Source organism: Ruegeria sp. BHSA162 (assembly GCF_059613385.1).
The window spans coordinates 38605-52160 of sequence record NZ_JBXWSK010000011.1; the positions used below are offsets into that span (position 1 = coordinate 38605).

Annotated in this window: 16 protein-coding genes; 10 read left to right on the top strand and 6 right to left on the bottom strand. The window is 62.4% G+C overall.

Features of this window, described 5'->3' with window-relative positions; all coding sequences use genetic code 11:
• The first annotated feature begins 4 nt into the window (after positions 1 to 4).
• Positions 5 to 472, top strand: a complete 468-nt coding sequence (locus tag AC2FM5_RS05775) for a hypothetical protein (RefSeq protein ID WP_170337856.1) — start codon at positions 5 to 7, stop codon at positions 470 to 472.
• Between the two features lie 30 nt (positions 473 to 502).
• On the opposite strand, the gene AC2FM5_RS05780 is transcribed toward AC2FM5_RS05775, so the two are convergent.
• The 4 genes from AC2FM5_RS05780 to fsa all read right to left on the bottom strand — a co-directional run bounded on the left by AC2FM5_RS05780 (position 503) and on the right by fsa (position 3774).
• Positions 503 to 1198, bottom strand: a complete 696-nt coding sequence (locus tag AC2FM5_RS05780; protein WP_093962794.1) for a CDP-alcohol phosphatidyltransferase family protein — start codon at positions 1196 to 1198, stop codon at positions 503 to 505.
• Positions 1199 to 1290: 92 nt separating this feature from the next.
• Positions 1291 to 2211 (bottom strand): tyrosine recombinase XerC, encoded by a 921-nt coding sequence (locus tag AC2FM5_RS05785; RefSeq protein WP_496734381.1) that lies wholly within the window; start codon positions 2209 to 2211, stop codon positions 1291 to 1293.
• A complete protein-coding gene (locus AC2FM5_RS05790; RefSeq protein WP_170358146.1) occupies positions 2208 to 2915 on the bottom strand; it encodes a DUF484 family protein in 708 nt (235 codons plus the stop codon). Before AC2FM5_RS05790 ends, AC2FM5_RS05785 begins: the two co-directional genes overlap by 4 nt.
• 205 nt (positions 2916 to 3120) lie before the next feature.
• On the bottom strand, positions 3121 to 3774 hold the full coding sequence (gene fsa / locus AC2FM5_RS05795) for a fructose-6-phosphate aldolase (RefSeq protein ID WP_170337507.1): 654 nt from the start codon (positions 3772 to 3774) through the stop codon (positions 3121 to 3123).
• A gap of 91 nt (positions 3775 to 3865) precedes the next feature.
• Between fsa and AC2FM5_RS05800 the strand changes: the two genes are divergently transcribed.
• From AC2FM5_RS05800 to AC2FM5_RS05815, 4 genes are all read left to right on the top strand, one after another.
• Positions 3866 to 6061: a primosomal protein N' gene (locus AC2FM5_RS05800; RefSeq protein ID WP_496734384.1), complete on the top strand. Its 2196-nt coding sequence runs from the start codon at positions 3866 to 3868 to the stop codon at positions 6059 to 6061.
• Between the two features lie 77 nt (positions 6062 to 6138).
• A complete protein-coding gene (locus AC2FM5_RS05805) occupies positions 6139 to 7371 on the top strand; it encodes an MFS transporter (protein ID WP_480774697.1) in 1233 nt (410 codons plus the stop codon).
• 68 nt (positions 7372 to 7439) lie between these two features.
• Complete coding sequence (locus tag AC2FM5_RS05810; RefSeq protein WP_480774698.1) at positions 7440 to 8318, top strand: 50S ribosomal protein L11 methyltransferase; 879 nt, start codon at positions 7440 to 7442, stop codon at positions 8316 to 8318.
• Between the two features lie 98 nt (positions 8319 to 8416).
• Positions 8417 to 8761 (top strand): hypothetical protein, encoded by a 345-nt coding sequence (locus AC2FM5_RS05815; protein ID WP_093962787.1) that lies wholly within the window; start codon positions 8417 to 8419, stop codon positions 8759 to 8761.
• Positions 8762 to 8867: 106 nt separating this feature from the next.
• Here the strand turns inward: AC2FM5_RS05815 and AC2FM5_RS05820 are convergent, their stop codons facing one another.
• Positions 8868 to 9089 carry a DUF1127 domain-containing protein gene (locus tag AC2FM5_RS05820; RefSeq protein WP_496734387.1) on the bottom strand — a complete coding sequence of 74 codons (222 nt, stop codon included), beginning with the start codon at positions 9087 to 9089 and terminating at the stop codon, positions 8868 to 8870.
• A gap of 333 nt (positions 9090 to 9422) precedes the next feature.
• Between AC2FM5_RS05820 and ruvC the strand changes: the two genes are divergently transcribed.
• From ruvC to ruvB, 3 genes are read left to right on the top strand one after another with little or no spacing between them, the layout of a single operon-like run.
• Positions 9423 to 9920, top strand: a complete 498-nt coding sequence (gene ruvC, locus AC2FM5_RS05825; protein WP_149775764.1) for a crossover junction endodeoxyribonuclease RuvC — start codon at positions 9423 to 9425, stop codon at positions 9918 to 9920.
• Positions 9917 to 10588 (top strand): Holliday junction branch migration protein RuvA, encoded by a 672-nt coding sequence (ruvA, locus tag AC2FM5_RS05830; RefSeq protein ID WP_496734389.1) that lies wholly within the window; start codon positions 9917 to 9919, stop codon positions 10586 to 10588. Before ruvC ends, ruvA begins: the two co-directional genes overlap by 4 nt.
• 4 nt (positions 10589 to 10592) lie before the next feature.
• Positions 10593 to 11612: a Holliday junction branch migration DNA helicase RuvB gene (ruvB, locus tag AC2FM5_RS05835; protein WP_149775762.1), complete on the top strand. Its 1020-nt coding sequence runs from the start codon at positions 10593 to 10595 to the stop codon at positions 11610 to 11612.
• A 157-nt stretch (positions 11613 to 11769) separates the two neighbouring features.
• On the opposite strand, the gene AC2FM5_RS05840 is transcribed toward ruvB, so the two are convergent.
• Complete coding sequence (locus AC2FM5_RS05840; protein ID WP_496734391.1) at positions 11770 to 12357, bottom strand: hypothetical protein; 588 nt, start codon at positions 12355 to 12357, stop codon at positions 11770 to 11772.
• A 150-nt stretch (positions 12358 to 12507) separates the two neighbouring features.
• Here AC2FM5_RS05840 and AC2FM5_RS05845 point away from each other — a divergent pair, with 150 nt between their 5' ends.
• On the top strand, positions 12508 to 13131 hold the full coding sequence (locus AC2FM5_RS05845; protein ID WP_496734393.1) for a hypothetical protein: 624 nt from the start codon (positions 12508 to 12510) through the stop codon (positions 13129 to 13131).
• Positions 13128 to 13511 (top strand): tol-pal system-associated acyl-CoA thioesterase, encoded by a 384-nt coding sequence (gene ybgC / locus AC2FM5_RS05850; RefSeq protein ID WP_093962779.1) that lies wholly within the window; start codon positions 13128 to 13130, stop codon positions 13509 to 13511. Before AC2FM5_RS05845 ends, ybgC begins: the two co-directional genes overlap by 4 nt.
• Positions 13512 to 13556 lie beyond the last annotated feature (45 nt).

Sequence of the window (13556 nt, forward strand, 5' to 3'; positions counted from 1 at the left end):
ATTCATGACTGCGAAAATTGACCCCGCCGCCCGGAAGAAGGCCATCATTGACCAATTGATGGCGTTGGAGGCACAGGAGTTGGCGACGGCGCAGGCGCACCACGATGCCTTTCAGAAAGAGTCCCAATTGGATGACCGGGAAGGCCACGACAAGGATGATATCGCGGCATCGCGCGAAAGCGCAGATCTGGCCGCCGCGTTTGACGGGCCGGTGCATGCGCATCATGCCAAGATTGACGTGATCGAAAACACCGATTTCAGCCTGACGGATACAGTGCAGCCGGGCGCCGTAGTCTGGCTGGGCGATCGGCATTTCGTCGTCTGCGTGTCGACCACCAAGTTCGACGTGGATGGCGAAACATATATGGGGATTTCAACCCAAAGCCCGATCTATCTGGCCATGGCCGGAATGCGCAAGGGCGACGTCTTCACCCATAATGGCACCGAGTTCGAGATTCGGGAAATTCTCTGATCTGTGATTTTCGCCCGTTCGGGCCGCGTCTCAATCGCGGCTCGGCGGCATGATTTGCTGGGCGATCCCCGCCGAGACCAGATACAGGCTGGTCACCACCAGACCCCAATGCGCCCAGCTTTGCGGGTGAAAATCCACCCAAGCGGCCCATCCGGCAAAAAAAGTCCAAGCGAAGGCCATGGGCAGGGACAGGTTGCGCCAGCGTTCGGTGCGCACGGGGTGAATGAATTTCAGGGGCAGAAACATTGCAACGGCCAGCAACGCCACAAGGACGAGGCTGAACCAGAAGTCGGGTTTCAGCGCAAAGATCACCACCACGACCATGTTCCAGCAGCCCGGAAAACCGGAAAAGGAATTGTCCTTGGTCTTCATCCGCGTGTCGGCAAAATACATCGCGCTGGCGAATGTGATGACGATGATCGCGAACCAGCCGGTCCAGCCGTCCATCAGACCGGATTTGAACAGCGCATAGGCCGGAATGAAGACGTAGGTCAGATAGTCGATGATCAGATCCAGCAGAACACCGTCGAACTCGGGTGCGTTCTTTTTGACGTGATAGTGCCGGGCCAAGGGGCCGTCGATTCCGTCGACGATGAACGAAACGACCAGCCACAGAAACATCAGGCTCCACTTTTCCTCGACCGCGGCCAGCATGGCCAGCATCGCAAATACGGCTCCGGTCGCGGTGAACAAGTGAACGGCTAAGGCTTTGAATCTGAGTGTCATGACCCGTGTCATGTACGATGCGCGCCCGAGATGCAAAGCAAAAAGCCCCCGGTATCGGCGCCGAAATGTGGTTGCTGCAATTCCGCAGCGTCTCAGGCTTTGGGGTGCGCGCGGTTGTACACCTCCATGAGGCGCGCAGTGTCGACGGCGGTATAGGCCTGTGTGGTCGAAAGGGACGCGTGACCCAGCAGTTCCTGAATGGCCCGGAGGTCTCCGCCAGCCGACAGAAGATGGGTGGCAAAGCTGTGCCGCATCGCGTGTGGAGTGGCCGTTGCCGGAAGACCCAGTTGCATACGCGCTTTGGCCATGACGCCCTGAATTGCCCTTGGACTCAGGGCCTTGCCCCGTACGCCGCGGAACAATGGGGCGGTCGGGCAATGGGGATGTGGGCACAACTCAAGGTATCGGTCGACCGCCTGGCGCGCGGCGGGGATGACCGGAACGATCCTTTCCTTGTCACCCTTGCCGACAATTCTCAGCGTGTTGGGCAGGGGGGCATCCGCGCCGGTCAGGGACAGGGCTTCGGATATGCGAAGGCCGCAGCCATACAGCAGGGTCACGACGGCAACATCGCGGGCGGCAACCCAATCTGATCCGGACTGCAGCTCGACCGTCTCGATCATGGCGCGAGCGGCGTCTTCGGCCAGCGGGCGCGGCAGTTTCTTGGTGTATTTCGGGGCGCGGGTGGACAGGACGGCGGTGGGCTCGAACCCCTCGCGTTCGGCCAGCCAGCGATAGAAGCTTTTGACGGCGGACAGTTTTCGCGCCAGTGACCGCGCCCCGACGCCGGATTCGCGTTGCTGTGCCATCCAGGCCCGCATTTCCGAAACGGTGATGCGCTCGAGCGCCGCCAGCCCCTGCCGTTCGCTGTGATGCAAAGTCATGAAAGACAGGAAATCCGAGACATCCCCGCGATAGGCATTGATGGTGTTCTCCGAACGCCCCGCCAAAGCGGTCAACCCCTCCAGCCACAACTGCAACGCATCGCGGCAGGCTGGAGAGATCAGGCTCACGACAGCCAGTGGCGCATCGACCGTTCGAATACGCCTGCAAAAAAGGCCAGCAGGTCAGTGCCCAATTGAGGCGAGAAGTGCCTTGGGTCGCGCGCGCCCATGACAATCATGCCCGGCAGACGCCCTTTGCCGAGATCCAGCTGCATACATGCCTCAGATTGCAGTTGGTCCAGCTGATCCCCGTGCACTCTGCGGTTGGGCTGGCGAATTTCGCGCAGGACAACCTCGCGCGCGGGGTGGTTCGGTGCGTTGTCCATGTAGGATTGCACGAAACCCGGTTCCGCCACGGCCAGAACACCGTCCAGCCGGTCGATGCTTGGGTCCTGCTGGACCATCGTCGTTTCCAGGACCAGCGTGATGCGGTCGACGCGGAGGATTTCGGCAACTTCCGTACCCAGCACGCGCAGGAAGTCCTCGAATTCCGTCGGCTCGAGCAGGCGCAGGATGGCGCGGTGAACCTGGTTGGTTCCGGCGAGGTTCTCGTAGGCGGCGGCAATGACCGAGCGATGTGTGTCCTCCAGCCGGTCCAGCCGCGCCTCGAGCCGTTGCATGGCGATTCCGCGCAGGTCGATGATGTTGTCTCCGCGGGCGCGTTCGTTCGCGGCGACCAGCGCCTGCATCAGATCCTTGTCGTCCAGCACGGCGTCCGGCTCGGCCAGAATCGCGGCGCGGAGGTTGTCCTCGAGTTTGGGATTGCTGCTCATATCCTGTCCGGTCTTTTTTTGTTGGGGGCGTTATAGCACGGGTGCCCGGAAATGCCTTGGGAAAAATGCACGTTTAGGTGGATTAGGCGCCGTGTGTGGGGGCGTGGCTCCCGCCTGCAGGCATCTGATCAAAGATCAGGCCCACTGCAGTTGGGCCAGGCGCGGCCCCGGGCGGGGCCGCGCGGTTGTACATGGGATCAATGGATCACAGAATCTTCTGACCGGTCTTGGCCCAATCCGACAGGAAGGCCTCGAGCCCTTTGTCGGTCAGCGGGTGATCAGCCAGCTTCTTGATCACGGCAGGCGGGGCGGTGATCACGTCGGCGCCAATGCGGGCGCTGTCAGCCACATGGTTCACGCTGCGGATCGAGGCGGCGAGGATTTCGGTTTCGAACCCGTAATTGTCATACACCTGACGGATGTCTGCGATCAGATCCATGCCGTCGAGGTTGATGTCGTCGAGACGCCCGATGAAGGGCGAGATGAAGGTCGCGCCCGCCTTGGCCGCCAGAAGCGCCTGATTGACCGAGAAGCACAGGGTGACGTTGACCATCTGGCCTTCGTCGCTGAGCGTCTTGCAGGTTTTCAGACCGGCCCAGGTCAGCGGCACCTTGACGGCGATGTTCGGTGCGATCTGCGCCAGCTTGCGGCCTTCGGCGATCATGTCCTCGGCTTCGGTGGCGACGACTTCGGCGGAAACCGGGCCATCGACCAGGTCGCAGATTTCCTTGGTCACCTCCAGAATGTCGCGACCCGATTTCAGGATCAGCGAGGGGTTGGTGGTGACACCGTCCACCATGCCCAGGTCGTTCAATTCGGCGATGGCGTCGATTTCGGCTGTGTCTACGAAGAATTTCATCGGGGCAGTCCTTTGATGGGTTGGCCTTGCTCGCGGATGCCTTTACCTCAAAGAGACCCGTGCTGAAACCCCTGCTGAAGAAAGGCGCGCATTGAGCGACCCGGTGCATTTCGACCAAGGTGAGCTGGTGGCGGTTCTGACGACCCAGCCGCTGGACCGGACGTTGGATTACAAGGCGCCCGAGGGGGGGTGTTTCCTGGGGGCCTTCGTTGAGGTGCCGCTGGGCCCGCGCAAGGTTCTGGGTGTGGTCTGGGGCGCGGGGCGCGGAGATTTCGACCGCAGCAAGATCCGCTCGGTCATCCGGGTGCTGGACGTGGCGCCCATGCGCGAAGAGATGCGCCTGTTCCTGCAGCGCGCGGCCGATTACACGCTGACGCCGATGCCGGCCATGCTGCGGCTGGCCACCCGCGTGCCCGGGCTGGGCGACCCGCTGTCGATGCGCAAGATCTATCGGCTGGGCAGCGGCACGCCCGACCGTATGACCGATGCCCGGGCCCGGGTGCTGGAAGTGCTGCGTGACTATGGCGGGCTGGCCTTTACCCTGAAGGAACTGGCCGAGATGGCCGGGGTCACCTCGTCGGTCGTCAAAGGTTTGGTCAAACAGGGCGCCGTGCGCGAGGAGGACAGCCCCCGCGACCTGCATTATCCGACGCTGGATCCGGACCGGCCGGGTAAGGCGCTGACAGCCGATCAGACCGCTGCCGCCGACACGTTGCGCGCAGCACTGCGCAGCGGCGCCTATGGCACCACGCTGCTGAAGGGCGTGACCGGGTCGGGCAAGACCGAGGTTTACCTTGAAGCGGTGGCCGAAGCGCTGCGCATGGGCCGGCAGGCGCTGGTGCTACTGCCCGAGATTGCCCTGACCGCCGAGTTTCTGACACGGGTCGAGGAGCGGTTCGGCGCGCGCCCGGCCGAATGGCATTCCGGTGCCACGATGACTGAACGCCGCCGGGTCTGGCGCATGGTCGGGCAGGGCGATGCGCAGATGGTGGTCGGCGCGCGGTCGGCGCTGTTTCTGCCGTTCCGCGATCTGGGCCTGATCGTGGTGGATGAGGAACACGACACCTCGTACAAGCAGGAAGACGGCGTGCATTACAATGCGCGCGACATGGCGGTTCTGCGGGCGGCGATCTGCGGGTCGCGGGTGATCTTGGCCAGCGCCACGCCCTCGCTGGAAAGCTGGGCCAATGCCGAAGCCGGCAAGTACGACCGGTTGGACCTGACCTCGCGCTTTGGGGCGGCGGTGTTGCCGGACATGAAGACCATCGACATGCGTGCCGAGAAGATGCAGCCGGGCACCTGGATTTCCCCCAGTCTGCGCCAAGCGGTGCAGGCGCGGATCGAGAAGGGCGAACAGTCGCTGCTGTTCATCAACCGCCGGGGATATGCGCCGGTGACGCTGTGCCGGGCCTGCGGCGAACAGATCGCCTGCGACCACTGCGATGCGCGCATGGTCGAACACCGGTTCCTCAAACGTCTGATGTGCCACCAGTGCGGCGAGACCAAGCCCATGCCCGAAGCCTGCCCCGCCTGCGGGGTCGAGGGCAAGCTGGCCCCGGTCGGCCCCGGCATCGAACGTCTGGCCGAAGAGGCCGAGGCGACCTTTCCCGACGCCCGCATCGCCATGCTCAGTTCCGACCTGTTCGGCTCGGCCCGGGCGCTGAAGGCCAAGATCGAAGAGATTGCCGAGGGTGACGCAGATATCGTCATCGGCACGCAGCTGGTGGCCAAGGGGCACAATTTCCCGAACCTGACGCTGGTCGGGGTGATCGACTCGGATCTGGGCCTGCACGGGTCCGACCTGCGCGCTGCCGAGCGGACCTTTCAACTGATGCGGCAGGTGGCGGGCCGGGCCGGGCGGGCCGACAAGCCGGGGACGGCGCTGCTGCAGACTTTTCAGCCCGAACACCCGGTGATCCGCGCGATCCTGTCGGGGGATGAGGAAGGGTTCTGGCGTGCCGAGGCCGCCGGGCGTCAGGCGGCCGGGGTGCCGCCTTATGGCCGGATGGCGGGGATCGTGCTGTCCGGCCCCGAGGTCGGGCCCGTCTTTGACATCGGCAACGTATTGGCGCGCAATGACGCGCCGCTGCGGCAGATCGGGGCACAGGTCTTTGGGCCTGCCCCGGCACCGATTGCCCGTATCCGCGGGCGGCACCGGGTAAGGCTGCTGGTCAAGGCGCCCAAGGGGGCACCGATCCAGGACGCCATCGCCCGCTGGATCGCACCTCTGCGCCTGAAGGGCGACATCCGCCTGACCGTCGATATCGACCCGCAGAGCTTCTACTGACTCTGCATCAGCGCAGACCCCATGTGCACGGGGGATTTCCTCTCGCCAGCCGGGCGGATTGGGCGTAGAGAACTCTCATGCTGAAACCGATGCCCCTGTCCCAGGCCCAGAGCCTGCCGTTCTGGCGCCGCCCCGTCACGTTGCTGTTCGTGATGGCGCTGACCATGCCGATCGCCTTCAACGCATGGAGCGCACTGCTGAACAACTTCGTGATCGAAGTCGCGGATTTCGACGGGGCAGACATCGGCCTGCTACACACGGTGCGAGAAATCCCGGGCTTTCTGGCCGTGGGCGTGATCGCGGTGATAATTTTCGTGCGCGAGCAGGTGCTGGCCATGATTTCGCTGATGCTGCTGGGCGTCGCCACGGCGGTGACGGCCTGGTTTCCCAGCCTCGGCGGGCTGCTGTTCGTGACCCTGTTCAGCTCGATCGGGTTTCATTACTACGAAACGGTGAATCAGTCGCTTCAGCTGCAATGGCTGCCCAAGGACCGCGCCCCGCAGGTGCTGGGCTGGCTGGTGGCGATGGGGTCGGCCTCGACGCTGGTAGTCTATGGGCTGATCGTGCTGACGTGGGATCGGTTCGATCTGTCCTACAACACGGTCTTCATGGCGGCTGGTGGGCTGACCGCGGTACTCGCACTGTTCTGCCTGATCGCCTATCCGCAATTCGATGCGCCGACACCGCAGACCAAGAAGATCGTGCTGCGCCGCCGCTACTGGCTGTATTACGCGCTGCAGTTCATGGCGGGCGCGCGGCGGCAGATCTTTGTCGTGTTCGCCGGGTTCATGATGGTCGAGCGCTTCGGCTTCGAAGTGCATCACTTGACCAGCCTGTACCTCATCAACCTGATAATCAACATGGCCGCCGCCCCTTTGCTGGGCAAGGCCGTCGCGGTGTTTGGCGAGCGGCGTACTCTGATCTTCGAGTATCTGGGCCTTGCCATCGTATTTGCGGCGTATGGCGGCATCTACTGGTTTGGCTGGGGCGTGCTGCTGGCGGCCATTCTCTACGTCATCGACCACGTGCTGTTCGCGCTGGCTCTGGCGCTCAAGACCTATTTCCAGAAAATCGCCGATCCGGCCGATATTGCCCCCACCGCGGCAGTGGCCTTTACCATCAACCACATCGCGGCGGTGTTTCTGCCGGCGCTTCTGGGGCTGCTGTGGGTCGTGTCGCCGGGGACGGTGTTCGGCCTGGCGGCGGGTATGGCGCTGATCTCTCTGGCGCTGTCGCTTCTGATCCCGCGCCACCCCGAACCGGGGAACGAGACCATCTTTTCGAAATACGCGCCCGCACCGGCCGAATGACACGCGCGACGCTTGACCTCGGCGGCTGACGGCCCTAGGCGCAAAGGCGGTTTCTGCAGGAGGTTCCCATGCCCACATTCACCGCCCTGACCACCCTGAAAGGCAAAGCCGCGGCCGACAGCCTGGGCGAAGCGATGGAGCGTCTGGAGCCCGAACCCACCGGCGTGGGTGTCTTCGAGGTCGAGGACGGCTCGGGCCTTTGGGAGGTCGGCGGCTATTTCACCGAAAGCCCCGACGAGGCCGCCCTGGCCCTGCTGGCGGCGGCCTTCGAGGCCAAGCCCTTCGTGGTGTCGGAGTTGCCGGAAACCGATTGGGTTGCCCATGTCCGGCGCGAGCTGGCTCCGGTCGAGGCCGGGCGGTTTTTCGTCTATGGCAGCCACGATGCCGACAAGCTGCCCGAGGGGCGTATTCCGCTGCTGATCGAGGCGGCGATGGCCTTTGGCACTGGGCACCACGGAACGACGCTGGGGTGTCTGCGGGCGCTGGACAAGCTGATTGAGACTGGGTTCGAGGCCAGCAAGGTCGCCGATATCGGCTGCGGTACGGCGGTGTTGGCGATGGCGGCGGCGCGGGTCTGGGACGGTGACATTCTGGCCAGCGACATTGATCAGGTCGCCGTCGACGTAGCCGAGGCCAACCTGAAGGCCAACGGCATGGCCGGGGCCGTCCGTTGTGTCGAGGCTGCCGGATTTGACCATCCTGACCTCCAGGCGGCGGCGCCTTACGATCTGATTTTCGCCAACATTCTGAAGGGACCGTTGGTGGCCCTTGCCCCGGAAATCGCGCAGAATCTGCGCGGAGGCGGACATGCGATCCTGTCGGGAATCCTCAACGAGCAGGCCGACGAAGTGGAATCAGTTTATTCACGAAACGGGTTCAATACGATGGATCGGTCAATGATTGGTGAATGGACGACGCTAGTCTTAACCAAACAGGGCGCAAATTAGACCATTTGCAGGAGTTTTGTGGATTTTTGCCACGGTTTTGACGCATTCTCTTTCTACCGTCATCCAATGAATTTGGGGGGCGGTTTTTGGAGGCTGCCATGACAGGAAAACAACTTGAATTCGATCAGCGCGTTCATCGGCTGACAAAGAAACACAACAAGATGAGCCGTGGCTATCGCGCGACCATGCGCAAAGATGGTCTGGTCGTCATGAAACCCCAGCGGGTACGCTCGGCGGTTCCGGCCAAGGTTCTGTTGCTGTGCCTGTGCGGATTTTTTGCTTTCAAAGCGTTCCTGCTGTCCAATCTCGGTCCGACCGGATACCAATATCGGGTGGATGCCCTGAACGAAGGGACATCGGTTGAACAGGCGGGCGCGTGGATCATGCAGATCGATCCATTGTCGCAGGCCCTTTCGACACAGCTGAACAAGATTCTCTACTGAACTCTCTCTCCTAAAGAGCCTTCAAAAGACAAAAACACCGCGTACCTTTCGGTCCGCGGTGTTTCTGTGCTGCCCCGAGGGAGGATAGGGGCGAGAGTGGGTGGTTTCAGTACAGACGGCGGCGGCCCGCAGTGACTTCGTCGATGTCACCGCGGCACAGGCCGATATCTTCCAGTTCACGGTTGCTCAGACCGTTCAATGCGTTGCGCGTCACGCGTGCGTCGTTCCAGGCGACAACGGCGTTCACGACGGATGCCAGAAAGGCGCCGATACGGCCGACAAGGCCAAACGAGCCAATCGAGGCGCGGGTTGTGTCAATTGCAGCCATATCCTGCTTCCTTCTGTTCAGTGTTGACGTTTGAATGTCGAATTCTCGGGCCAGTTAGTGATGTCGGATTGACCTTGCAAGTGCTGAAACTGCATGTGTCCTATGCAGTTTTTGCAATGCTTCGAAAATGATGAAAGTCCCTTAAATTATTGGTGAAAACTGCTTTGGGAATGTGTCGGTTTCAGACTTTCTAGGGTCGCAATGCGTCCGAGTTGTCGCGGACGGAACAGGCGTGTCGCATTTGGGTGCCGGATCAATTTTCTTGGAAAATGTTCACGCTTCGTGCTAATCGAGAGAAAAGACAATGAAAACCCGAGCAGGCCGAGGCACAACATGCGAATTCTGGGCATTGATCCGGGGCTGCGAACCCTGGGGTGGGGCGTCATCGAATCACATGGCAGCCGACTGAGCCATGTTGCCAACGGCCTGTGCAAATCCGACGGGGATGATCTGGGCGAGCGGCTTTTGTCGCTGCACAACCAGATCGTCGAGGTGATCGCCGAACATCAGCCCGACCAGGCAGCCATCGAACAGACCTTTGTCAACAAGGACGGCGCCGGGACGCTGAAGCTGGGTCAGGCGCGCGGAGTGGCGTTGCTGACCTTGGCGCAGGCTGGGTTGCCGGTGGGCGAATACGCGCCCAACCGGGTCAAGAAAACCGTGGTGGGCGTGGGGCACGCCGAGAAGGAACAGATTCTGCACATGGTCAAACTTCAACTGCCGGGATGCCAGCCCAAGGGGGCCGACGCCGCGGATGCGCTGGCGATCGCGATCTGTCATGCGTTCTACGGTGCGACACCGCAGGCGCGCATCAAGCAGGTGGCCACATGATCGGCAAACTGACCGGACGCATCGACTACCGCGCGGCGGATCACCTTCTGATCGACGTGCGCGGGGTCGGCTACATCGTCTATTGCTCGGACCGCACCATGGCGGCCCTGCCTGGGGTGGGCGAGGCGGTCTCGCTGTACACCGATCTGGTGGTGCGCGAGGACCTGATGCAGCTTTATGGCTTTCTGTCTTTGGTCGAGAAAGAGTGGCATCGGCTGCTCTGCTCGGTTCAAGGGGTAGGGGCCAAGGTGTCTCTGGCCATACTGGGCGCGCTGGGGCCGGACGGGGTCAGCCGGGCCATCGCGCTGGGCGATTGGGGCGCGGTAAAGGCGGCCAAAGGCGTCGGGCCCAAGACCGCGCAGCGCATCGTGCTGGACCTGAAAGACAAGGCGCCCGGCGTCATGGCGATGGGCGGCTCGGTGACCGAGGCGATGGACGGCCCCGTGGCCGAGGTGGATGAACCCGCAGACCCGGCGCCGGCCCCGGTGCGGGGCCCGAAACCCGGCGCGGGTGCGGCATCGGCGGGTGCTTTGTCGGCGCTGACAAACCTGGGCTATGGCCCGTCCGAGGCCGCATCGGCCGTGGCCGAGGCCGCCGCCAACCTGCCCGATGCCGGCGAGGCCGAATTGATCCGCGCGGCGTTGAAACTGCTGGCTCCGAAAGGCTGAATGAATGGTTGATGCCGACCCGACCCTGCGCCCGCAGCCTCTGCCCGAGGACAACGATCGCGCCTTGCGCCCGCAGGGGCTGGACGAATTCATCGGCCAGGCCGAGGCGCGGGCCAATCTGCGCATCTTCATCCAGTCGGCCCGCCAGCGGAACGAGGCGATGGACCACACGCTGTTCCACGGCCCTCCGGGCTTGGGCAAGACGACGCTGGCGCAGATCATGGCGCGCGAGCTGGGGGTGAACTTCCGCATGACCTCGGGGCCGGTTCTGGCCAAGGCCGGGGATCTTGCGGCGATCCTGACCAACCTCGAAGAGCGCGACGTGCTGTTCATCGACGAGATTCACCGCCTGAATCCGGCGGTGGAAGAGGTGCTGTACCCGGCGATGGAGGATTTCGAGCTGGATCTGGTGATCGGCGAGGGCCCCGCGGCCCGTACCGTGCGGATCGAACTGCAGCCCTTTACCCTGGTCGGGGCGACCACGCGGATGGGCCTGCTGACCACCCCGCTGCGCGACCGGTTCGGCATTCCCACCCGGCTGCAATTCTACACCGTGGACGAACTGCATGAGATCGTCACCCGCAACGCTCGCAAGCTGGGCGCGCCGGCCGATGACGACGGGGCGCGCGAGATCGCGCGCCGGTCGCGGGGCACCCCCCGTATCGCCGGGCGGCTGCTGCGGCGGGTCGTGGATTTCGCCATCGTCGAGGGCGACGGCCGCATCACGCGCGAATTGGCCGATGGCGCGCTGACGCGGTTGGGCGTCGATAATCTGGGCTTGGACGGCGCCGACCGCCGCTATCTGAAACTGATCGCCGAAAATTATGGCGGTGGCCCGGTAGGGATCGAGACCTTGTCGGCCGCCTTGTCCGAGAGCCGCGACTCGCTGGAGGAAGTGATCGAGCCCTATCTGCTGCAACAGGGCCTGATCCAACGCACGCCGCGCGGCCGGATGCTGGCGCAGAAGGCCTGGACGCATTTGGGCATGGCCGCGCCCAAGGGACAGAGCGACCTGTTTGGCTGACGACTGTAGATCAGCCTTTACGCTCGCGGATTTTCACCAGCATCTCGTACTCGGGTTCGAAATGAGGACGGAATGCGGCCAATTCTTCCGCAGACAGCTTTTTGCGTGACAACGACCTGTTTTCGTGGCGCATAGGCAAGTCCACCGAGAACAACGCCTAGGCGCTTTCAAGCAAATTGCCGAGTTCGTGAAAGAAACCGACTTGATCTAGAGAGGACACAGCCTCGACAGCCTCGTCCACGTCGAAGTTTTCGCTGAACATATAAAGATGACGCAGCAGGTGATCGCGGTCAGCGGATGCGATGAAATCGGCAAAGTCGCCCTTCGCCCAATCGCCTTCGGATGCCAGGCAGGGGTGATCGACGCCGTTTTCAATATACCCTTTCAGCATCAAAAAGTGGCTGTAGGCCCGCTCGACCGGATCGCGGAACACAGTAAATGTGCAGGTCTTGGCAGGCACCTTTAGTGAATGGAACGGCGAATGTGAAAACGCGTAGGCAAAGCTGCCCGCCTTTATCAGCCGCTCGTTCCAGCCGACCGCAGGTCCGATCTCGCCGGCAATTCGGTGTTTGGGGGCGCCCGCAAGAGCTTTCACTGTCACACGCTTGCCGGCGAACGCCGACAGGAACGCCGCATTCAACGAAGAGCCGGCTGTTTTTCTGATGTGATAATGGTAGACGCGGTCAAATTCAGGAGTTAGCCGTCCTTTGTGCTGTGGCGGATTTCTTCTGATCCAGGAAAGCATTGGGTCGATGTTTCGTCCTTGTCAGAGATGGCCGAGACCGTCTGTTCTGGTAGTGTCGGTAACGCCTGGCAACATGGCGTTTGTCGTGGGCATATCTTTGTTTGCGACAGTAAACAACGGCCCCGAGACTGAAAAAAGAGGGAATTGCCAATGACGCCTGAGGGTGTTGCCGAGTTGTTTTGCCGCGCGGACGGGAACTATCTTTTCGCACGTTGGGGACGGCCCATCGTGCCGATCGTATTTGGTGTGGAAGACAAGACGCTAGAAACGGTCAAAGGCGCGTTCGAGGCGGTCGTGGCACTGGCCGGCCATAAGATGGCCGAGACCGACCCCGAGTTGGGCGCCAACTGCATGGTGTTCTTTTTTCGCGATTGGGCCGAGCTGCTTGAAGTGCCTGACCTTGACCGGCTGATCCCGGACCTCGCGCCACTGGTCGAGCGGCTCGATGCTGGCGGAGCCAACCAGTATCGAGCCTTCAGGTTCGATCCGGACGGCGCGATCCGTGCTGCGTTTGTCTTTGTGAGGATGGACAGTGAGCTGTCGAAAGTTTCGGCCGAAACGCTGGCGTTGTCGCAGGTCGTTCAGACCATTCTTTTGTGGTCGGATACAGCCTTCCGAGAGCGCTCGCCCCTGGCCGTGGCGGGAGACACCACGATCCTGCGGCCCGACATTGCCGCGCTGATCCGTGCAGCCTATGATCCGGTTTTGCCGGCGGTGGCGCGGGACCCGTCCCATGCGCTGCGGCTGTTCGCACGCATGGAGCCGACGCAATGAAGCATGTCTTTCCCGTCCGCGTCTACTACGAGGACACCGACATGGGGGGCGTGGTCTATCACGCCAACTATTTGCGCTATATCGAGCGCGCCCGGTCGGATTGGGTGCGCAACCTGGGCAATGACCAGAACGCAATGCGCGAGGCTGGTATCATCTGGGTCGTGCGAAGGGTCGAGGCCGACTATCTGGCGTCTGCGCGGTTCGACGACGAGTTGCTGGTCGAAACCGAGGTCGTCGCGATTTCCGGCGTGCGACTGACCATGGCTCAACTCATCCGGCGCGGCGAGACCGAAGTCTTCCGCGCGACCGTGACAGCCGTTTGCGTTAATCAGGATGGCCGTCCGATCCGGCTCCCGGCAGAGATTCGCGCATTGCTGTAACAATTTGCTCAGCCCCTGTGGTTCTGTTGGCAATTTGCCCCTAAC